Source organism: Streptomyces sp. NPDC096339, from assembly GCF_044762985.1.
In the GTDB taxonomy this organism is placed as follows: Bacteria; Actinomycetota; Actinomycetes; order Streptomycetales; family Streptomycetaceae; genus Streptomyces.
On record NZ_JBIWFI010000018.1, the window covers coordinates 12,363 to 31,087 of the forward strand.

Annotated in this window: 18 protein-coding genes; 10 read left to right on the forward strand and 8 right to left on the reverse strand. The window is 74.0% G+C overall.

Annotated features, from left to right (window positions below):
• The first annotated feature begins 332 nt into the window (after positions 1-332).
• Positions 333-953 (forward strand): acetate uptake transporter, encoded by a 621-nt coding sequence (locus ACIQ5Y_RS22500; RefSeq protein WP_403883139.1) that lies wholly within the window; start codon positions 333-335, stop codon positions 951-953.
• On the opposite strand, the gene ACIQ5Y_RS22505 is transcribed toward ACIQ5Y_RS22500, so the two are convergent.
• Positions 954-1,331: a MerR family transcriptional regulator gene (locus ACIQ5Y_RS22505; protein WP_403883142.1), complete on the reverse strand. Its 378-nt coding sequence runs from the start codon at positions 1,329-1,331 to the stop codon at positions 954-956.
• A gap of 52 nt (positions 1,332-1,383) precedes the next feature.
• Here ACIQ5Y_RS22505 and ACIQ5Y_RS22510 point away from each other — a divergent pair, with 52 nt between their 5' ends.
• Positions 1,384-2,556, forward strand: coding sequence for an alkene reductase (locus ACIQ5Y_RS22510; RefSeq protein WP_403883145.1), 1,173 nt, complete (start codon positions 1,384-1,386; stop codon positions 2,554-2,556).
• On the opposite strand, the gene ACIQ5Y_RS22515 is transcribed toward ACIQ5Y_RS22510, so the two are convergent.
• Genes ACIQ5Y_RS22515 through ACIQ5Y_RS22525 form a run of 3 tightly spaced genes read right to left on the reverse strand, consistent with a single transcriptional unit; the run spans position 2,495 to position 6,123 of the window.
• On the reverse strand, positions 2,495-3,103 hold the full coding sequence (locus ACIQ5Y_RS22515) for a TetR/AcrR family transcriptional regulator (RefSeq protein ID WP_403883147.1): 609 nt from the start codon (positions 3,101-3,103) through the stop codon (positions 2,495-2,497). The two genes, ACIQ5Y_RS22510 and ACIQ5Y_RS22515, sit on opposite strands and share 62 nt — an antisense overlap.
• Before the next feature lie 48 nt (positions 3,104-3,151).
• On the reverse strand, positions 3,152-5,353 hold the full coding sequence (locus tag ACIQ5Y_RS22520) for an AMP-binding protein (protein ID WP_403883150.1): 2,202 nt from the start codon (positions 5,351-5,353) through the stop codon (positions 3,152-3,154).
• Positions 5,350-6,123: an SDR family NAD(P)-dependent oxidoreductase gene (locus ACIQ5Y_RS22525; protein ID WP_403883152.1), complete on the reverse strand. Its 774-nt coding sequence runs from the start codon at positions 6,121-6,123 to the stop codon at positions 5,350-5,352. Before ACIQ5Y_RS22525 ends, ACIQ5Y_RS22520 begins: the two co-directional genes overlap by 4 nt.
• Positions 6,124-6,389: 266 nt before the next feature.
• Between ACIQ5Y_RS22525 and ACIQ5Y_RS22530 the strand changes: the two genes are divergently transcribed.
• The 4 genes from ACIQ5Y_RS22530 (at position 6,390) to ACIQ5Y_RS22545 (ending at position 10,591) form a co-directional block, all read left to right on the forward strand.
• Positions 6,390-7,625, forward strand: a complete 1,236-nt coding sequence (locus ACIQ5Y_RS22530; RefSeq protein ID WP_403883156.1) for an exo-beta-N-acetylmuramidase NamZ domain-containing protein — start codon at positions 6,390-6,392, stop codon at positions 7,623-7,625.
• Positions 7,626-7,744: 119 nt separating this feature from the next.
• Positions 7,745-9,100 (forward strand): serine-threonine protein kinase, encoded by a 1,356-nt coding sequence (locus tag ACIQ5Y_RS22535; protein WP_403883159.1) that lies wholly within the window; start codon positions 7,745-7,747, stop codon positions 9,098-9,100.
• 100 nt (positions 9,101-9,200) lie between these two features.
• Positions 9,201-9,794, forward strand: coding sequence for a hypothetical protein (locus tag ACIQ5Y_RS22540; RefSeq protein WP_403883162.1), 594 nt, complete (start codon positions 9,201-9,203; stop codon positions 9,792-9,794).
• A complete protein-coding gene (locus tag ACIQ5Y_RS22545; RefSeq protein WP_403883165.1) occupies positions 9,791-10,591 on the forward strand; it encodes a 3-keto-5-aminohexanoate cleavage protein in 801 nt (266 codons plus the stop codon). The genes ACIQ5Y_RS22540 and ACIQ5Y_RS22545 overlap by 4 nt, the downstream gene beginning before the upstream one ends.
• A gap of 17 nt (positions 10,592-10,608) precedes the next feature.
• On the opposite strand, the gene soxR is transcribed toward ACIQ5Y_RS22545, so the two are convergent.
• On the reverse strand, positions 10,609-11,052 hold the full coding sequence (soxR, locus tag ACIQ5Y_RS22550; RefSeq protein ID WP_403883168.1) for a redox-sensitive transcriptional activator SoxR: 444 nt from the start codon (positions 11,050-11,052) through the stop codon (positions 10,609-10,611).
• 105 nt (positions 11,053-11,157) lie between these two features.
• Between soxR and ACIQ5Y_RS22555 the strand changes: the two genes are divergently transcribed.
• The gene (locus ACIQ5Y_RS22555) at positions 11,158-11,619 is read left to right on the forward strand and encodes a MaoC family dehydratase (protein ID WP_376655927.1); all 462 of its coding nucleotides are present in this window, start codon (positions 11,158-11,160) and stop codon (positions 11,617-11,619) included.
• On the opposite strand, the gene ACIQ5Y_RS22560 is transcribed toward ACIQ5Y_RS22555, so the two are convergent.
• The 3 genes from ACIQ5Y_RS22560 to ACIQ5Y_RS22570 form a co-directional block, all read right to left on the reverse strand.
• Entirely contained in the window at positions 11,610-12,245 is a 636-nt protein-coding gene (locus ACIQ5Y_RS22560; protein WP_403883172.1) for a TetR/AcrR family transcriptional regulator, read from the reverse strand. The genes ACIQ5Y_RS22555 and ACIQ5Y_RS22560 overlap by 10 nt on opposite strands.
• Before the next feature lie 60 nt (positions 12,246-12,305).
• Positions 12,306-12,623 carry a YiaA/YiaB family inner membrane protein gene (locus ACIQ5Y_RS22565; RefSeq protein WP_403883175.1) on the reverse strand — a complete coding sequence of 106 codons (318 nt, stop codon included), beginning with the start codon at positions 12,621-12,623 and terminating at the stop codon, positions 12,306-12,308.
• Between the two features lie 80 nt (positions 12,624-12,703).
• The gene (locus ACIQ5Y_RS22570) at positions 12,704-13,855 is read right to left on the reverse strand and encodes an acyl-CoA dehydrogenase family protein (RefSeq protein ID WP_403883178.1); all 1,152 of its coding nucleotides are present in this window, start codon (positions 13,853-13,855) and stop codon (positions 12,704-12,706) included.
• A gap of 80 nt (positions 13,856-13,935) precedes the next feature.
• Here ACIQ5Y_RS22570 and ACIQ5Y_RS22575 point away from each other — a divergent pair, with 80 nt between their 5' ends.
• The 3 genes from ACIQ5Y_RS22575 (at position 13,936) to ACIQ5Y_RS22585 (ending at position 18,568) form a co-directional block, all read left to right on the forward strand.
• On the forward strand, positions 13,936-14,583 hold the full coding sequence (locus tag ACIQ5Y_RS22575) for a TetR/AcrR family transcriptional regulator (RefSeq protein WP_403883182.1): 648 nt from the start codon (positions 13,936-13,938) through the stop codon (positions 14,581-14,583).
• Between the two features lie 132 nt (positions 14,584-14,715).
• Positions 14,716-15,510 (forward strand): SDR family oxidoreductase, encoded by a 795-nt coding sequence (locus ACIQ5Y_RS22580; RefSeq protein WP_403883432.1) that lies wholly within the window; start codon positions 14,716-14,718, stop codon positions 15,508-15,510.
• Between the two features lie 46 nt (positions 15,511-15,556).
• Positions 15,557-18,568 carry a BTAD domain-containing putative transcriptional regulator gene (locus ACIQ5Y_RS22585; protein ID WP_403883185.1) on the forward strand — a complete coding sequence of 1,004 codons (3,012 nt, stop codon included), beginning with the start codon at positions 15,557-15,559 and terminating at the stop codon, positions 18,566-18,568.
• Positions 18,569-18,725: the final 157 nt, after the last annotated feature.

Genomic DNA, 18,725 nt, shown 5'->3' on the forward strand with positions numbered 1-18,725 from the left:
GGAACGGTGGAAGGGCGGGTAGGGGACCGCTCCGCGCAGCGGCACCCCCGGGGCGGCCCGCACGCGAGGGGCCGTCGGGGCCGGGCGCGCGCCGGGGCACCTCCTCGGGCGTCGAACGGTTCGAGCGGGTGCAAAGGGGAAGCGGGGTGCGTTCGACGCCCTGCGGGGGCGCCCCACCGCACACCCGACCCCGACAGCGCGGGAGTGCGGAGGCGAGCCCGGCACCGGCGGGTCGAGGGCCTTCCGGCCTCAGGTGGTGGACCTTTGGTGGTCCCGGCCGGCCGGGGAGTCCGATATGTTCGGGTTGTCCCCCAGTGAAGGTGTACCTCGTCATGCCCAGCTCCGCCCTGGCCCCTGCGGCCACCCCCGTCAGCACGCCGCAGGCGACCGCGCCGCAGGCGACCGCCGACCCCGCGCCGCTCGGGTTGGCCGCGTTCGCGCTGACCACCTTCGTGCTCAGCCTGTTCAACTCGGGCCTCGTCGCGAACGCGGCCCTCGGCGCCGTCGTGCTGCCGCTCGCGCTGTTCTACGGCGGGCTCGCGCAGTTCGTCGCCGGCCTGCTGGAGTTCCGCCGCGGCAACACCTTCGGGACCACGGCGTTCGTGTCGTACGGTGCCTTCTGGATGGCCTTCGCGGGTTACGTGAAGTTCGTCGTCCCGACGCTGCCGGCCGATCAGGCGCACGTCGCCACGGGGTGGTTCCTCGCGGCCTGGTTCGTCTTCACCGCCTACATGTCCGTCGCCGCCATGAAGCTGGACCTCGCGCACCGGCTGCTGTTCGCGGTGCTCGCCCTGACCTTCCTCTTCCTGGCGGCGGGCGACCTCTCCGAGGTCGCCGCCCTCGGCCGGACCGGCGGCTTCCTCGGCCTGCTGTGCGCCGGCATCGCCTGGTACATCTCCTTCGCCGCGGTGGCCAGGGAGACCTGGGGCCGCAAGGTCCTTCCGCTGGGCTGACTAGGCCGCGACCAGGGCGGCGCCGCCCGCCGCCACCGCGATGACCTCGTCCAGCACCTCGCGCGAGCGGACGAGATCGTCGATCATCCGGTCGATCCGCGCCCGCTCGGCGGTGAGTTCGGCCACCAGCCCCGGGGTGGCGCGCACCGACGGGCCTCCGTCCTCGTCCCGCATGCAGGGCAGGATCCGGCCTATTTTCGCGCTGTTCAGGCCTGCCGCGTAGAGCTCCTGGATCCGGATGACCCGGTCCACGGCCCGCTCCGAGAAGTCCCGGTGGCCGCCGGGCGTCCGGTCGGAGGCCAGCAATCCCTGGCTTTCGTAGTAACGGAGTGAACGCTCACTGACTCCGGTCCGCGCCGCGAGTTTCCCGATCCTCATGCCCACCCCTGGCCTTGAACCTGACACCAATGTCAGGTCCTACGGTAACCGCATGATGATCACGAAGCAGGATCCCACCGCGTCCCGACTCTTCGAACCCACCCGCCTCGGCGGCCTGGAGCTCCCCAGCCGCCTGGTGATGGCACCTCTGACCCGCAACCGTGCGGGGGCCGACGGCACCCCCGGTGAGCTCATGGCCACGTACTACGCGCAGCGCGCCACCGCCGGTCTGATCATCGCCGAGGCCACCACTCCGAGCGCCGTCGGCCGGACCTACCCGCACATCCCGGGCATCCACACCCCGGCGCAGGCCGCCGGCTGGCGGCGGGTCACCGACGCCGTGAGCGAAGCGGGCGGACGGATGTTCCTCCAGATCCAGCACGGCGGCCGCATCGGGCACCCGGACACCGGCGGGGACGTCCCGCTCGCCCCGTCCCCCGTACCGTTCCCCGAGCAGATGCAGACCCCCCTCGGGCTCCAGGATCCCGTCACGCCGCGCGAGATGACGGCCGAGGACATCAGGGCCACGATCGCCGACTTCGTGAGTGCCGCCCGGGCCGCCGTCGAGGCGGGCTTCTCCGGGGTGGAGGTGCACTCCGCCAACGGGTACCTGCTGCACCAGTTCCTCGCGCGGAACACGAACCTGCGCACCGACGAGTGGGGCGGCTCCGTGGAGGGGCGCATCCGCTTCACCGTCGAGGTGGTCCGGGCCGTCGTCGAGGCCGTCGGGGCCGAGCGGGTCGGCGTACGGATCTCGCCCGGGGTGAACGTCAACGGCGTCGAGGAGGGCGACACCGAGGAGATCTACCCGGCGCTGGTCAAGGCCCTCGCGGACATCGGGCCGGCCTACCTGCACCAGGTCCACGCGGACCCGGACGCGCCCCACTTCCAGCAGATCCGCAAGGCCTGGGGCGGCACCCTGATCGCCAACCCCGTGCTCTCCCGCGAGGAGGTCGCGGGCGACGGCGGCAAGCTGCGGGGCGAACGCCTGCTGGCCGCCGGCGCCGACCTGATCGCGCTGGGCCGGGGCTTCCTCGCCAACCCCGATTTCGTGGAACGGCTGCGCACCGGCGCGCCGCTCAACGAGATCCGCCCCGAGTTCCTGATGCACGTGCACGGCGCGGAGGGCTACACCGACTACCCCGCGCTCGACGGGACGCCCGCTACGGACGCAGAGCGCGAAGCAGCAGGTCGGCGAGGTGGTCTGCTACCTGCTGCGGGGTGAGCGGGCCGTCCGCGCGGTACCAGGTGGAGAGGTGGTGGACGGAGCCGAAGTGGTAGTCCACCACCAGGTCCGCGGGCGTGGCGGTGGAGAACACCCCGGCCTGCTGACCCTCCTCGATCAGGGCCCGGAAGCGTTCGTGGTAGCGACGGCGCTCGGCCCGGACCTGCTTGTACTTCTCCGGGCTGAGCTGGTGCATCGACCGGAAGAAGATCGACGCGTCGTCGAGGTTCTCGATGGTGGTGACCACCACGTCGGCCGCTGCGGCGCGCAGCCGCTCCTCGACGGGTGCGTCGGATCCGGCCACCGCGTCGAGCCGCTGCTGCTGGAGGCGCAGCATGCGCGCGTACACCTCGTGCAGGAGATCGTCCTTGGAGCCGAAGTAGTGGTACAGGGCGCCCTTGGTGACCCCGGCGGCCTCGACGATCTCCTGGACCGAGGTGCGGTCGTAGCCGCGCTCGGCGAACAGGCGCGTGGCGACGGCCAGCAGCCGCTGCGGTACCGGCGCTTCGTGCGTGCCCTCGGGCTCCGTCGTCTTGGCAGCCGCCATGGCGCTGACCTTCCCTTCACAGTCCTTCGTACGACCGTCCGACTCTTTTCAGCCGCGGTCGCGCAGTTCTCGTCGCAGGATCTTGCCACTGGTCGTCTTCGGAAGGACAGGCAGGATCTCAACCCGGCGCGGATACTTGTACGCGGCCAGGCGCGCGGCGCAGTGGGCGGAGAGTTCCTCGGGGTCGGCCGAGGCCCCCGGGCGCAGGCTGACGTACGCCTTGACGTTCTCCCCGCGGTACGGGTCGGGGACGCCGACCACGGCCGCCTCGCGGACCGCGGGGTGCGCGTAGAGCACGTCCTCGACCTCGCGCGGCCAGACCTTGAAGCCGGAGGCGTTGATCATGTCCTTCTTGCGGTCGACGACGTAGAGCCAGCCGTCCTCGTCCATGAACCCGACGTCCCCGGTGCGCAGTTCGCCGCCGGGGAAGGCCTCCGCGGTCTCGGCGGGCAGGCCCCAGTAGCCCGGGACGACCTGGGGGCCGCGGACCGCGATCTCCCCGGTCTCGCCGAAGGGGACCTCGGCGCCCTGCTCGTCCAGGACGCGGACGACGGTGTCGGCTCCGGGCAGGCCCACGGAGAGGGTGCCGGAGGCCGGGTCGACGGGGGCTTCGAGGTGCACGGGAACGGAGGCGGAGGCGGCGGTGGTCTCGGTGAGGCCGTAGCCGTTGCGGAGGTAGAACCCGAAGGCGGTGCGCAGGCGGTCGACGAGCGCGGGCGGGAGGGGGGCTCCGCCGGAGGAGATCACCTGGAAGGAGGCGAAGTGGTCCCGGGTGACGGCGGGGTGGGCGGCGAGGGCCATGAAGGCGGTCGCGGGGCCGACGGTGTAGGCGGGACGGTGTTCGAGGAAGGCGTCGAGGACGGCTCCGGCCTCGAAACGGTGGGCGAGGACGAGGGTGCCGGCGTTGGCGAAGCAGGCGGCGAGCTCGCAGACCATGCCGGTGATGTGGAAGAGCGGGGCGAGGGCGAAGTAGGTGGCGCCCTCGGGGAGGGGATGGCCGGTGACCTGGCGGGTGGCGTTGTGCATGAGCGCGCCGTGCGGGTTCATCGCGCCCTTGGGGGTGCCGCTGGTGCCGGAGGTGTAGCCGATGAGGGCGATGTCGGCGGCGGTCGGCCCCGGGTTGGCCGGCGCGGGGTGGCCCTGGCGGGCCACGGTGAACAGGCCCCGCACCACGGGCACCTGCGCCGCCGCCTCGCCTGCCGGCGCGTACCCGCCCTCCGGCCCGGCCGGCGCCCGAGCATCCCCCGGCCCCGCCAGGGCACTGCCCGGCCCCGCCAGGATCCGGGCCCGGTCCCGCCCGGCCTCTGGAGACTCCGCCTCCGGCCCGGCCGACACCTGGGCATGCCTCAGCCCTGCCTGGTCCTGGAGCTCCTCCCGCCCGGCCTCCGGGGACTCCGCGCCCGGACCCGCCGGCGCCCGGGCATCCCCCGGCCCCGCCAGGGCACTGCCCGGCCCCGTCAGGGTCTGGGCCCGGTCCCGCCCGGCCTCCGGGGGCGCCGCCTGCGGACCCGTCGGCGTTTGAGCACCCTCCGGCACCGCCGGCGTTCGAGGCGCGGGGGTCCGGGGGTGGAGCCCCGGGTCGGCTGGAGCCGCGCCGGCGTCTGAGGCGGGAACGGTGGAAGGGCGGGTGGGGGACGGCTCCGCGCAGCGGGATCCCGGGGCGGCCGCCGGGGCCGGGGAACCCGTGGCGAGGGCCCGGCCCGGGGACGCCTGGGCGGCGGGGCCGGGGAAGACCCGGGGGTCGTCGCGGGTCTGGAAGTCCGTGTCCCGCGCGGTCAGGACGAACCGCACGGCGCTCCCCCGCACCGCCCCCCGCAGGTACGCCTCCCACGCACCCCCCTCGCACACCAGCACACCCGCCCCCGAGTCCCGCAGGACGTGCCCGACCTCGGCGGACTTGTACATCGGGTTGAGCGGGACGACCACCGCCCCCGCCTTCCAGGCGGCGAGCACGGCGAGCACGAAGTGCGGGGTGTTCTGGAGCATGACCGCGACCCGGTCCCCCGGCCGGACGCCCTCCGCCGCGAGGCGGCCGGCGATCGAGTCGGAGAGCGCGTCGGCCTGCGCGTAGTCGATCCGGCCGTCGAAGTAGGCCAGCGCGGTCCGCTCGGGGGCCCGGGCGACGGCTTCCCGGAAGGCGTGCAGCACGCTGGGCGGCGGCGCGAGGGGCGCCCGCTGCGCCGGGCTGAGCAGGCCGAGCCAGGGCTTGGCCGCGTAGTGGGAGCCGGCGGAGCCGGAGTCGGAGCTCACCGGGTTTCCCATTTCCGCTGGAGGTGGTTCATACCGCTCAGCCAGCGGTCCGGGTCGGTGGCCCGCGCGGCGTGGAAGTCCGCCACCTCGGGGTGCGGGAGGATCAAGAACCGGCCCTTCTCCATGCCGTCGAACAGTGCGTCCGCGACCGCGTCCGGCTCGATCGCGGTCGGCGCGAGGACGAGTTCGCCCGCCGAGCCCGCGGCGGTCAGCATGTCGGTGCGCACTCCCTGCGGGCAGATGGCGTGGACCTGGACACCGCGGTGGCGGTAGGTCAGCGAGAGCCATTCGGCGAAGGCGAGCGCACCGTGCTTGGTGACACTGTACGGGGCCGCTCCGATCATGGTCAGCAGCCCTGCGGCCGAGACGGTGGAGACGAAGCGGCCACTGCCCCGCTCCAGCCAGTGCGGCAGCAGCAGCCGGGCCGCGCGGACGTGCGCCATGACGTTGACGTCCCAGGCCGCCTCCCAGACGGCCTCGTCGGCGAACGCGTCGCCGCCGGAGGCGAGTCCGGCGTTGGCGCAGTAGACGTCGACCGTCCCGCCCAGCGCCTCCCGGGCCTCGGCCACGATCGCCGAGGCGTCACCGGGCACCGCGATGGCCCGGGCGCCGAGCCTTCCGATCCCGTCGGCCACCGCGGCGGCCTTGGCGGGGTCGAGGTCGTTGACCACCACCGTGGCCCCCTCGGCCGCGAAGCGGTGGGCGAGGGCGGCACCGATGCCGCCGCCCGCGCCGGTGACGACGACTCGCTGGTCCTGGTACGCGCTCACGGGATCACCCTTCGGGGACGGACGCCGACTGCCGATGCCGGGCAGACTAACCAGTCGGTATGTCGCGGTGGAAGGGGGCCTACGCCCGGGCCGTCTCTTCCCGATCCTGCCGGTCGAGACCTCGTCGTCCGGTGCCGTGGTGGATCGGCGCGTCGCCGCGGCGCCCTCGTACCGGACGCACTCGGCCGCTCCGCCAATACGGCGAGCTTCGGTGCCGGGCGGCGCGGGTCGGGCGACATCCGGAAGCGACGGCCTAGCGTGACGGGATGAGTCTGTCGCGACGGGGGCTGCTGGGACTGGCGGGGGCGGCCGGGGCCGCGGGAGCGATCGGAGCGGCCGCGCCCCGGGCGGAGCGGGTGCGCACCGGCTTCGAACGGCTCGCCGCGGACGGGTACGGGCTGCTGGCCGGGCAGAAGGTGGGGGTGGTCACCAACCCCACCGGGATCACCGCGGACGCCCGCCACCTGGTCGACGTACTGCACGCCGAGGAACGGGTGGACCTGGTTGCGGTGTTCGGGCCCGAGCACGGCTTCCGGGGCACGGCCCAGGCGGGCGGTTCGGAGGGCGCCGGGCGCGATCCGGCGACCGGGCTGCCCGTGTACGACACGTACGACAAGAGCGGGGAGCGGCTGGCGGAGGTGTTCAGGACGGCCGGGGTGGACACCGTCGTGTTCGACATCCAGGACGTCGGGGCACGCTTCTACACCTACATCTGGACCCTGTACGACTGCATGCGCGCGGCCGCCCTCGCGGGCAAGGCGATGGTGGTGCTGGACCGGCCCAATCCGGTGGGCGGCCGGCGGGCGGCGGGGCCCGTGCTGGAGCGCGCGCACGCGAGTTTCGTGGGCCGGGAGCCGATCGCGCTCGCGCACGGGATGACGGTGGCCGAGCTGGCGCTGCTCTTCAACGGCGAGTTCCTGAGCGGCGATCCGGTCAGGCTGCGGACGGTGGCGATGTCCGGCTGGCGCCGGGGGTCCTTCTTCGGCGAGACGGGGCTGCCCTGGGTTCCGCCGAGCCCGAACGTGCCGACCCCGGACACGGCACTCGCGTACACCGGCACCTGCCTGTTCGAGGGGACGAACCTCTCCGAGGGGCGCGGGACGACGACGCCGTTCGAGGTGGTGGGCGCGGAGGGGATCGACCGGCGGTGGGCGGAGTCGGCGAACGCGCTGGGGCTGCCGGGCGTGTGGTTCCGGGAGGCGTACTTCACCCCGACCTTCTCCAAGCACGTGGGCAAGCTGTGCGGCGGGGTCCGGCTGATCGTGCACGACCGCGAGGCCTTCGACCCGGTCCGGGCAGGGATCGGACTGCTGGTGACCGCGCGCCGCGTGTGGAGCGGCTTCGGCTGGCGCGCGGACCACTGGATCGACAAGCTCACCGGCTCGGACCGGGTGCGGACGATGGTGGACGCGGGGGCCGGGGTGGAGGAGATCGCGGGCGACTGGGCGGCGGGGCTGGCCCGGTTCGAGGCGGTGCGCGGGAAGTACCTGCTCTACGGCTGAGACGGTGGCGTCACGGGTCTGGCCGGGCGGGGACGGCCGCAGGATGCTGGAGCCGGCGGGATCCAACGGCGTTCGCGGTCGAGCGGATGAGCGGATGCGCGGATACACGGATGCACGGCATGGAGGGGGACCTCATGGCGGAGAGCGCGGCCGGTATCGGGGCGGAGTTCGGGGCAGGCATCGGGGCAGGGTTCGGGGCAGGCATCGGTGTCGGGCCGTACGCGGAGTTGATCTTCGACTCCGACGGGGACGTGGACCGCGCCACGTACGGCCCGGTGGAGCGGATGGAGGCCACGGACCTGCTGGTCTTCGCGCACGGCTGGAACAGTGACCGGTCCACGGCGACCCGGCTCTACGACCGCTTCTTCGCCCCCTTCCCGGGGTTGGTGGGGCCGGGGGTGCGGCTGGGGTACGTGGGCGTCGTATGGCCTTCGATCCGGTTCTCCGACGAGCCGATACCGGACTTCGACCCGCCCGGCGCGCTCGCGGAGCCCGGATTCGGTACGGCGCTGGACCCCGCCACCCGTGAGGCGCTCGGGCGGTTCTGGCCGGGGCGCGGCGCGGAGTTGGACCGGGTGGCGGAGTTGCTGGAGGAGCGGCCGGAGTCGGAGGCGGCGTTCGGGGAGTTCGGGGCGCTCGTACGGCGGCTCTCCGGGGTGGACGGGGGGCCCGCGACCGCACCCGGGGAGGTCCCGGCCCTCCTCACGGGCGATGTCGTGGAGGTGTGCCGGGCGCTCGCGCTCGCGCTGGCCGAGGCGGGTGGCCCGCCCCCGGGCTCCGGGGACGGGCCCGACTTCGCCCTTGGCGGCGGGCTGCGCGGATTGTGGGGCGGTGCGAAGGAGCTGCTGCGGCAGGCCTCGTACTACCAGATGAAGAAGCGGGCCGGGGTGGTCGGCGAGCGGGGCCTGGGCCCGGTACTGGCGGAGCTCGCGGCGGCCCGCCCGGCCCTGCGGATCCATCTGATCGGCCACAGTTTCGGGGCCCGTCTGGTCTCGTTCTCGTTGCGCGCGGTGCCGGACGGGGCCCGGTACGTGGCGTCGTTGACCCTGCTCCAGGGGGCCTTCTCCCACTACGCGTTCTGCGACCGGCTGCCGCACGACAGGGGGCACGGGGGTGCCCTGCGCGGGCTCCAGGGCCGGGTGGACGGACCGGTGGTCGCCTGCCATTCCCCGTACGACTCGGCCCTGAAGGTGTTCTATCCGTTGGCCTCCCGGATGGCCGGGGATTCGGCCGGTCTGCTCGGTTTCGACGAACGGTGGGGCGCGATCGGGCACGACGGGGTGCAGGCGGTGCCGGGCGCGCCGCGACTCTCCCTGGAGGCGGCGCTGCGCGAGGGGATGCCGGCGACGGGGTGCGTCAGCGTGGACGCCGGTTCCGTGGTGCGGCGCGGCGGGGCCCCTTCGGGGGCGCACAGCGACATCTGCCACGCCGAGCTGGCCGAACTCGTGGTCAACGCGGGGCGCATGGGGCGCTGAGTTCCGGCCATGTGCCACCCGCACGCCTCGTCCGCCCTGCATGCGCCCGCTGCCCGCCGGGCATGTTGGGCACATCGGTACAGGTGGAGGTGAAAGTGTGATGGCGGGTTTCCGGAGTCTGGCCTACCAGGTGCGCGACGCGCGCAACGACCGGGCCCTGCGGCGCCATTCGCTGCGCCGCTGCCTGGAGCGGTTCGCGCCGTACGGGCACCGGGCCACGTGGTGGCACCTGTGCGACCGGCACGGGATCGCCCCCGAGGACCGGGGGGCCGATCCGCTGCGGCTGGTGGCGGCGCTGGAGGAGCTGGAAGACGCGCGGGCGGTGTGGCTGGAGTACGAGCGGCAGTTCGCGGAGCGGCGCCGCCGGGAGAAGCACGACGGGCTGCGCCGGCCGGAGTGGGCGTGGGGCGGCAGCGGGGACGCCGTGGTGCGGTGCGCGGATCCGGGGGTGCGGCCGGAGGGGACACTGGGTGAGGTGCTGCGGCGGCTCGTGAGGGTGTTGGAGTCGGAACCGGGTACGGGGTGTCCGGTCTGCGGGGAGAGCGAACTGCGCTGGCCGGTGGCGGTCCGGGTCGGCTCCTGGGAAGGGGCCTGGGCGTGGGACGGGCCGGTGTGCGCGGGCTGCGGGATCGTGGTGCCGAGACCGGCGCTGGCGGAGGCCCCGTCGGCTTCGGTCCGGGCGGGGGCGGCGTGACACCGGTCCTGCCGGTGCTGGTGGCGGCGGTGAACGGTGCCCGGAGCGCCGCGGACGGCCCGGCCGTGCCGGTGTCCCCGGCGGATCTGGCGGAATCGGCGCTGGCGGCGGTCGCCGCGGGGGCCGGGGAGGTGCTGGTGCACCCGCGGACCCCGTGCGGGCGGGAGAGCCTCTCGCCCCGGGTGGTGGGGCCGCTGCTGGAGGTGCTGCGGGGCGCGGGGGTCGGCGTACCGCTCGTGGTGCCGGCGTGTGTGGGGGCCGAGCCGGGCGCTGCCGAGCGTTCGGAGCGGGTGCGTTCGTGGACGGTGCTGCCGGACCGTGCCGTGGTGGACTTCGCGGAGCCGGGGGCGCGGGAGCTGGCGGAGGCCCTGCTGGGGCGGGGGGTGGCGGTGGACGCGATGGTGCCGCTGGGCGGGCCGACCGGGACGGCCGGGACGGATCCGATGGCACGGTTCCTGGCCTGGCCGGTGCGCGAACCGGGCCGGGTGCGGCTGGTGGCGGAGCTCGCGTCGGCCGATCCGTCGCTGGTGGCCGGGTTGCGCGGGCTGCCCCCGGTGGAGGTGGTGCTGTTCGGGCGGGAGGCCGCGGCGTGGCCCGTGCTGCGACTGGCGGGGCGCTGCGGTACGGGCGCGCGGACGGGCGTGGGCGACGTACTGCACCTGCCGGACGGGCGGCCGGCCCGGTCGACCGCGGAACTGGTGGCGGCGGCCCGCGTGGCGCTGCGGGAGGCGGCGCACCCGAGACCGGTCGGGGCGGTCCGGAGCGGTCCGGCGGATCAGGCGCGGCCCCGACCCTGATCCGCCCGACAACGCGCCTAGAGCCGGGATCCGGTGACCCGGTCGCCTATGACGTCGTCCGGGTTGGACAGCGCACAGGTCTTCATCGAGAGGCAGCCGCAGCCGATGCAGTCCGTCAGGTGGTCGCGCAGGCGGGCGAGCCGGCTGATGCGCTCGTCGAGTTCCTCGCGCCAGGCCTCCGAGAGCCGGGCCCAGTCCTCGCGGTTGGGGGTGCGCTCCTCGGGGAGTTGGGCGAGTGCCTCGCGGATGTCGGCGAGGGGGATGCCCACGCGTTGGGCGGCGCGTACGAAGGCGACCCGGCGCAGGGCGTCGCGGGTGTAGCGGCGCTGGTTTCCGGAGGTGCGGCGGCTGCTGATCAGGCCCTTGGTCTCGTAGAAGTGGAGTGCGGAGACGGCGGCGCCGCTGCGGGCGGACAGCTGGCCGACGGTGAGTTCGTGGACTTTCTCGGGAATCTGCGGCACCCGGTCGAGCGTAGTCGGAGGTCCGTTGACATACACATACGGTCCCAGCATGCTGAGCAAACGCTTATTCGTCTGTTCATGTGCACCGACAGGTAGGAGCAGGGCATGGCCGAGCCGAGGGTCTTCACGTCCGCCGAGGAGCTGCGCGCCGGGATCGGCGAGCCGCTCGGCCCGAGCGGCTGGCTGGAGGTGGACCAGAAGCGGATCGACCTCTTCGCCGACGCCACGGGCGATCACCAGTGGATCCACGTGGACCCGGAGCGGGCGGCGGACGGACCCTTCGGTTCCACCATCGCGCACGGCTATCTGACCCTGTCGCTGCTGCCGAGCCTGGTGCCGCAGATCATGCGCGTCGAGGGCATGCGGATGGGCATCAACTACGGCACGAACAAGGTGCGCTTCCCCGCGCCGGTGCCCGTCGGCTCGCGGCTGCGCTCCACCGCCGTGATCACGGAGGTCACGGAGGCGGGTGGCGGCGTGCAGGTCACGGCGACGGTCACGGTCGAACGGGAGGGCGGCGACAAGCCGGTGTGCGTGGCGGAGTCGGTGTCCCGCTACTACTTCTGAGCGACGGCTCCGGGGCGCGCGCCCACCATACGGAGCACGAGGTCGGCGTAGAGGGCGCCGACCTCGTCGGGCGTGCGCTGCCCGGCCGTGCTGAACCAGCGGGCCACGTCGATGCACAGCGAGAGCACGGCCAGGGTGGTGCCCGGCACGTCGGGGACGTCGAACTCCCCCGTCGTGACCCCGTCGGCCAGGATCCCGCGCACGGCGGCGTCGCTCTCCCGGCGCAGTGTCACGATTTCGGAGCGGTGCTCCGGAGCGAGGGCGTCGAGCTCGTACTGGACCACGCGCGCGGTGGTGTGGTGTGCCGCGTGCCATCCCACGAAGGACCGCACGGCGGCGTCGAGCCGCTCCGCCGCGGAGCCGGGGCCCTCCGCGGCCGAGGTCAGGATCTCGAGGGCCTTGTCGTGGCCGATCCGACTGATCCGGTGGAGCAGCTCTTCCTTGGTCTTGTAGTGGATGTAGAGCGCGGCCGGACTCATCCCGGCGCGGCCCGCGATGTCACGTGTGGTGGTCGCGTGGTAGCCGCGCTCGGCGAAGGCGTCGACGGCGGCCACGAGCAGCCGCCTCGCCGCGTCGGGGGTGACCTCCGACCACGGCCGGTAGCCGCCGGTTTCCGCGCTGTCCATCGCTCGCTCACCCTCTTCGCCTTGTAGGAATGAACACCTTACCGGAGGGTGAGCAAGCGCTTAGCGATCCTGGGCGGTGGGCTGCGTCGGAGGCTTCGGAGCGAAGGGGTCGTAGTTCGTCATGAGCTTCTCCATCCGGGCCTGGTCGACCCGGCTGACGATCTGACCGACCTCCTGGCGGTCACGGATCACCTTGGCGAGGGTGAAGGCCGAGGTCGTCAGGTAGAGCACCGCGATGCCGAGGAAGGACCGGACCCAGGCGTTGGTGTCCAGGTTGTAGATCCCCAGCGCCACGGCGGCGGTGGCGACGCCGAAGGAGGCGACGGCCTGGGCGTAGAAGGCCCCCGTGTTCTGCTGCTTGACCGGTGTCTCGTTCATGGGTCCAGCTTCGGGCGGGGGCGCCGCGGGCGCATGGGCGCGCGTACTCACGTACGTACTCAGAAGCGGCCGGAAGGGCCTCAGAAGGCGGAAACCCCCGTACGGGCGCGGCCGATGAGGAGCTTCTGGATCTGGCTCGTGCCCTCGTACAGGGTCATCACGCGGGCGTCGCGCAGCAGTTTGCCGGCCGGGTACTCGTCCACGTAGCCGTAACCGCCGTGGACCTGGAGGGCGTTGCTCGCGGCGCGCACGGCGGCCTCGGAGGCGAAGAGCTTGGCGGTGGAGGACTCGGTGGCGAAGGGCCGCCCCCGGTCGATGAGGTCGGCGACCCGCCAGGTCAGCAGCCTGGCCGCGTCCACGTCGACCGAGATGTCGGCGATCAGCTCCTGGACCAGCTGGTGGTGGGCGATCGGCTTGCCGAACTGCTCGCGCCGGCCGGCGTAGGAGACGGCGGCGTCGAGGGCGGCCTGCGCGATGCCGACGCAGCCGGCGGCGACCGACATCCGCCCCTTGGCCAGCGCGGACATGGCGACCGAGAAGCCCTTGCCCTCGGGGCCGAGCATCGCGGAGGCGGGCACGCGGACGCCGTCGAGGGCGAGTTCGGCGGTGGCCTGTCCGCGCAGCCCGAGTTTGCCGTGGATCTCGCGGCGGGTGAGGCCGGGGGTGTCGGTGGGCACGAGGAAGGCGGAGATCCCGCGGTGGCCGGGCTCGTCGTTGGTACGGGCGAAGAGCAGCGCCACGTCGGCCCAGGTGCCGTTGGTGATGAAGGTCTTGCCGCCGCTGATCAGGTACGAGTCCCCCTCGCGCACGGCGCGCGTGGTGAGGTTGCCCGCGTCGGAGCCGGTGCCGGGCTCGGTCAGGCCGAAGCAGCCGAGGGCGTCGCCGGAGCAGAGCCGGGGCAGCCAGTCCCTCTTCTGCCCCTCGGTCCCCCAGGCGGCGATGGTCTTGGCGACGAGGCCGAGCGAGACGGAGACGATGCCGCGCACCGAGGAGTCCCCGCGGCCGAGTTCCTCGGTGACCAGGACGTAGGCGAGGTGGTCCCCGCCGGAACCGCCGTACTCCTCGGGGACGGTCAGGCCGAGGAAGCCGAGGGCTCCGAGCTTCTTCACGATTCCCCGGTCCACGCTCTCGGCGCGGTCCCATTGGGCGGCGTACGGGACCACCTCGCGCTCGGTGAACTCGCGGGCGAGCCTGCGTACGGCGGCTTGCTCCTCGCTCAGCTCCATGTCCACCGGGCACCTCCGGGAGTCTGGTCCGGGCTCGGTTAACTAGCACCGGTAGTTTATGGCTGGCAGGCCCTACTATGTGGCGCATGGCCAGACCGCGCAAGCCCCTCCTCAGCCGAGCCCTCATCGTCGAGGCGGCGGGCGCCCTGGTGGACGCGGAGGGGCTGGAGGCGGTGTCGACGCGGCGGCTGGCGGCCGCGCTGGGCGTCAGCGGGCCCTCGCTGTACAACCACTTCCGGACGAAGGACGAGATCCTGGAGGCGGTCGCGGACGCGGTGAGCGCTCGGGTCGACCTGTCGATGTTCGAGGGGGGCGGGCAGGACTGGCGGGGGGCGCTGCACGCGTGGGCCCACTCGTACCGGGACGCCCTGGCGGACCATCCGAACATCGTGCCGGTGCTGGCGCGGGGCCCGGGCCGCCGGCCGGCGGGCCTGCGGCTGGCGGACGCGGTGTTCGGGGCGATGACGGAAGCGGGCTGGCCCGCGGGGCAGGCGACCCGGATCGGCGCGCTGATGAGGTACTTCATCCTGGGCTCGGCGGTGGCCTCGTTCGCCGGTGGTTTCGTGGACGACGAGACGGCGTACGACCCCTCCGACTACCCCCATCTGGGCCAGGCGCACCTCCTGGCGGAACGCCGCCGCGAGGTGGACGAGGGCGCATTCGAAACGGGCCTGACGGCCCTCCTGGACGGACTGGCCCTGCAGTACGAGGCGTTGCGCGAAGCCGCCCGGTAGGCGGCCGACCCGCCCGGCGGGCCCCGGTGAGCGGATGGTGAGCGGGCGGTGAGCGGTGGCGGCCACTGTTCCCTCATCGCCGGATCCACCGCGGACCGGCCGCTGAACGAGGAGCAGGCCATGGGCATCGTGATGAGCGATCTGACGGGCAACCTGACGGGCGACCTGACGGACAAGACGGCGCTGGTGACGGGCGGGTCCCGCGGAATCGGCCGGGCGGTGGCGCTGCGTCTCGCCTCCGAGGGCGCGCTGGTCGCGGTCCACTACGGCGGCAACGACGAGGCGGCCAAGGAGACCGTGGCCGCGATCGAGGAGGCGGGCGGCCGTGCGTTCGCCGTCCGGGCCCGGTTCGGCGAGGACGGCGCCGTGGACCGGCTGTTCGAAGGTCTGGCCGAGGGGCTGGCGGGGCGCGGCCTGGACATCGTGGTCAACAACGCGGGCATCATCTCGGGCAACTCGATCGCGCAGGTCACTCAGGAGGAGCTCGACAGGCTGCTCGCGATCAACGTCAGCACCCCCTTCTTCGTGATCCAGCGCGCGCTGCCCCTCATGAACGACGGCGGCCGCATCGTCAACATGGGCTCGACGGCCAGCCGGTTCGCGGTCTCGACCCAGATCGGCTACACCATCAGCAAGGCGGCGCTGGAGTCGATGACCCCGTCGCTGGCCAATGAGCTCGGCGGCCGGGGCATCACCGTGAACACCGTCGCACCCGGTGCGATCAGGACCGACATGACCGCCGGCTACACCGCCATCCCCGAGGTGGTCGCCGGGCTCGAATCGATCACCGCCCTCGGCCGGCTCGGCGAACCCGAGGACGTCGCCGACGTCGTCGGATTCCTGGCGGGCCCGCAGGGCCGCTGGGTGACCGGCCAGACCATCGACGTCTCGGGCGGGACCTACCTGGGCCCGATCGCCCACATGTGATCAACTCGGCTGACCTCCGGATCAACTCCGTTGGATAATCGGCCACATGCTGTTCGGAATACTCGGCGAGACCCGGGCGTGGCACGACGACGGCACCGAGGTGCCGCTGGGCGGACCGGCCCGCCGCGCCCTGCTGGCCCTGCTCCTGCTGAACCCGGGAGAGGCCGTCTCGGCGGACCGGCTCACCGACGCCCTCGACCCGGACGGGGCACTGTCGGCGCACGCCCTGCAGTCCCAGGTGTCGAGGCTGCGCAAGGCCCTCGGTTCGGCGGCCGCCATCGAGCAGGCCGGGGCGGGCTACCGGATCGTGGTGGCGGCGGACGACGTGGACGCGTGCCGGTTCGAGCGGCTGGCCCGGGAGGGGCGGGCCGCACTGCGCTCCGGGGAGACCGGACGGGCGGTCACCCTGCTGCGCGAGGCCCTGGAGCTGTGGCGGGGTCCGGCGCTGGACGGCCTCGCCGAGTGCGAACCGGCCCAGCCGGCCGCCGTACGGCTGGAGGAGCGTCGGCTCGGGGCGATCGAGGACCGGATCGAGGCCGAGTGCCTGCTCGGCGGGCACCACACCGCCGTCCCGGAGCTGCGCGAGCTGGTCGGCCGCCATCCCCTGCGGGAGCGACTGGCGGGACTGCTGATGCGGGCACTGTTCGCCGAGGGCGGGCAGGCCGCAGCACTGGCGGTGTTCGAGGAGACCAGGCGACACCTGGCCGATGAACTGGGCGCCGACCCGTCGGCCGAACTGGTTTCTTTGCACCGGGAGTTGTTGAGTGCCGATCCCTCGCCCGCGCCCGCCGCACCGCCCGCCCAGCTGACGGCGTTCGTCGGCCGAGGCGAGGAGGTCTCCGAGGTCGCGGGGCTGCTGCGGGTGGCCCGGCTGGTCACGTTGACCGGCCCGGGCGGCGTCGGCAAGACCAGGCTGTCCGTCGAGGTGGCCGGTGTCACCGGCGACGAGGTGTGCTTCGTCGAGCTGGCCCCGCTGCGCGACGGCACGGGAGTGGCGCAGGCGCTGCTGAGCGCGCTCGGCCTGCGGGAGAACGGGCTCGGCCTGGGCGACGGCGGGCAGTCGCCGGTCGACCGTCTGGTGGCGGCGCTGTCCGACCGGATGCTGCTGCTCGTCCTGGACAACTGCGAGCACGTCGTCGACGAGGCCGCCGCGCTGGCCGCACGGCTGTTGGCGGCCTGCCCGCGGCTGCGCGTCCTGGCGACGAGCCGGGAGCCGCTCGGCATCATCGGCGAGAGCATCCGGCAGGTGCGGCCGCTCGACGGCGACGCGGCCGTACGACTCTTCACCGACCGGGCACGCGCCGTGCGGCGCGGTTTCACCGCCGACCCCGGGGTCGTACGGCGGATCTGCGCGGCCCTCGACGATCTGCCGCTGGCCATCGAGCTCGCGGCGGCGCGCGTGAGGACCCTGGACGTCGAGGACCTCGCGGGACGGCTCGACGACCGGCTGGGGGTCACGGCCCGCGGCAGCCGTACGGCCGACGAACGGCACCGGACCCTGCGTTCGGTGGTCGCGTGGAGCTGGGAGCTGCTGTCCGAGGCCGAGCAGCGCGCCGCCCGGCGGTTCACGGTGTTCGCCGGCGGTGCGACGGCCGCGGCCGCGCTGCGGGTGTGCGGTGGCGACGAGGAACTGCTGGAGTCGCTGGTCGACAAATCGCTGCTGGAGGTGGCGGGCGGTCGCTACCGGATGCTGGAGACGATCGGCGCGTACGGCGGGGAACGGCTCGACGCGGCGGGCGAACGGGACGCCGTACGACTGGCCCACGCCCGGTGGCTGCTGGAGCTGGTACGGACCGCCGACCCGCATCTGCGGAGGGCGGAGCAGCTGGAATGGCTGCCCGTCCTCACGGCCGAGCACGGCAACTTCCTGGCGGCGCTGGGCCGGGCGGTTGAGGCGCGGGACCTGGAGGCGGGCCTCGAACTGCTCGCCGCGGCTTCGCACTACTTGTGGATCCGGGGCGTGGCCGCCTCGGTCGCGCCGCAGGCCATCGCGCTGCTGGAGGCGATGGTGGACGCGCCGGGCGGCGCGGTGGACAGCGCCGCGGGCAGCGCGGTGGGCAGCGCCGCGGGCAGCGCGGTGGACAGCGCCGCGGGCGATGCCTCGGGTGGCAGCCCGCCGGCCGGGCTCGGCGAGGGGTACGTCCTGTGCGTGCTGCTGGCGGCGTCCGGCGCCGGCGGGCGGCCGGTGTGGCAGCGTCACCGTGCGGCGGCCGGGTCGGCCCTGGCCGCGGCGTGGTCGGGTGACCGGCCGGGCCGTCATCCCGTCGCCCTGTTCCTGTGGATGATGCGGAACGCGGGCGAGGCCGACCCGGGCGGCGCGTTCGAGCTCGTCTCCTCCCAGCGTGACTGCTCCGAGCCGTGGGCGCGGGCCGCCGCCCGGTACGTGTCGGGGTTCGGGCCGCTCGGCGAGGGGGACACGGAGCGGGCCGGGCGGGACTTCGGCGCGGCGGTCGAGGAATTCCGCGCGCTCGGTGACCGGTGGGGCACCGCTCTGGCCCTGGACACGCTCGCCGGCCTGGCGGGCGGGCGCGGCGACCGCGCGCGGGCGATCGCGCTGACCGACGAGGCCCTCCTACTCACCGAACAGCTCGGCGCCCTGGAGGACAGCGCGGATCTGCTGGTCAACCGGGGCGACCACCTCGTCGGCGAGGATGCGGCGGCGGCCCGGGCCGACTACGGCAGGGCGGCCGCCCTCGCCCGCCGCGCCGGCAGCTCCACCGGACTGGCGGCGGCCCTGCGCGGCCTCGGTGACCTGGCCCTGCTCGACGCGGACCTTCCGGAGGCGCAGCGGCTGTACGAGGAGGCGCTGGAGCGGGTCGACCCGCACTGGGTCAAGAGCGTCGGCACCCGGGTCCGAACGCTCGCCGGACTCGGCCGCGTCGCCGAGGCGCGCGGCGAGCTCGAAGCGGCCCGCGAGCGCTACCGGCAAGCCGCGGAGGGTGCTGCCGTCATGGGGGCCGACACCCTGGAGGTGCTTCGGCTGCTGGGCGTCCCCGAGAGCATCGTGGGCAGCGTGGTCGAGCCGGCGGACGCGACGGCCCCGGCGAGCCGCCGGTGAACGGGCGGCGGGTCCGTCGGCGAGCGTCGGGTGCGGTGAGGGGACGGCGGGTGGGGTGCGGTGAAGGGCTGCGGGCGCGGTGAGCGGGTGGCGGGTCTGGGCGCGGTGAGCGGGTGGCGGGTCTGGGCGCGGTGAGCGGGTGGCGGGCGCGGTGAGC

Excerpts from the sequence above, each read along its gene's own strand:
- ACIQ5Y_RS22540 (WP_403883162.1), top strand. The coding sequence starts at position 9,201 with ATGGCGGGTTTCCGGAGTCTGGCCTACCAGGTGCGCGACGCGCGCAAC.
- ACIQ5Y_RS22510 (WP_403883145.1), top strand. The coding sequence starts at position 1,384 with ATGATGATCACGAAGCAGGATCCCACCGCGTCCCGACTCTTCGAACCC.
- ACIQ5Y_RS22575 (WP_403883182.1), top strand. The coding sequence starts at position 13,936 with ATGGCCAGACCGCGCAAGCCCCTCCTCAGCCGAGCCCTCATCGTCGAG.
- ACIQ5Y_RS22535 (WP_403883159.1), top strand. The coding sequence starts at position 7,745 with ATGGAGGGGGACCTCATGGCGGAGAGCGCGGCCGGTATCGGGGCGGAG.
- ACIQ5Y_RS22500 (WP_403883139.1), top strand. The coding sequence starts at position 333 with ATGCCCAGCTCCGCCCTGGCCCCTGCGGCCACCCCCGTCAGCACGCCG.
- ACIQ5Y_RS22555 (WP_376655927.1), top strand. The coding sequence starts at position 11,158 with ATGGCCGAGCCGAGGGTCTTCACGTCCGCCGAGGAGCTGCGCGCCGGG.
- ACIQ5Y_RS22505 (WP_403883142.1), bottom strand. The coding sequence starts at position 1,331 with ATGAGGATCGGGAAACTCGCGGCGCGGACCGGAGTCAGTGAGCGTTCA.
- ACIQ5Y_RS22580 (WP_403883432.1), top strand. The coding sequence starts at position 14,716 with ATGAGCGATCTGACGGGCAACCTGACGGGCGACCTGACGGACAAGACG.
- ACIQ5Y_RS22560 (WP_403883172.1), bottom strand. The coding sequence starts at position 12,245 with ATGGACAGCGCGGAAACCGGCGGCTACCGGCCGTGGTCGGAGGTCACC.
- ACIQ5Y_RS22585 (WP_403883185.1), top strand. The coding sequence starts at position 15,557 with ATGCTGTTCGGAATACTCGGCGAGACCCGGGCGTGGCACGACGACGGC.
- ACIQ5Y_RS22530 (WP_403883156.1), top strand. The coding sequence starts at position 6,390 with ATGAGTCTGTCGCGACGGGGGCTGCTGGGACTGGCGGGGGCGGCCGGG.
- ACIQ5Y_RS22515 (WP_403883147.1), bottom strand. The coding sequence starts at position 3,103 with ATGGCGGCTGCCAAGACGACGGAGCCCGAGGGCACGCACGAAGCGCCG.
- ACIQ5Y_RS22565 (WP_403883175.1), bottom strand. The coding sequence starts at position 12,623 with ATGAACGAGACACCGGTCAAGCAGCAGAACACGGGGGCCTTCTACGCC.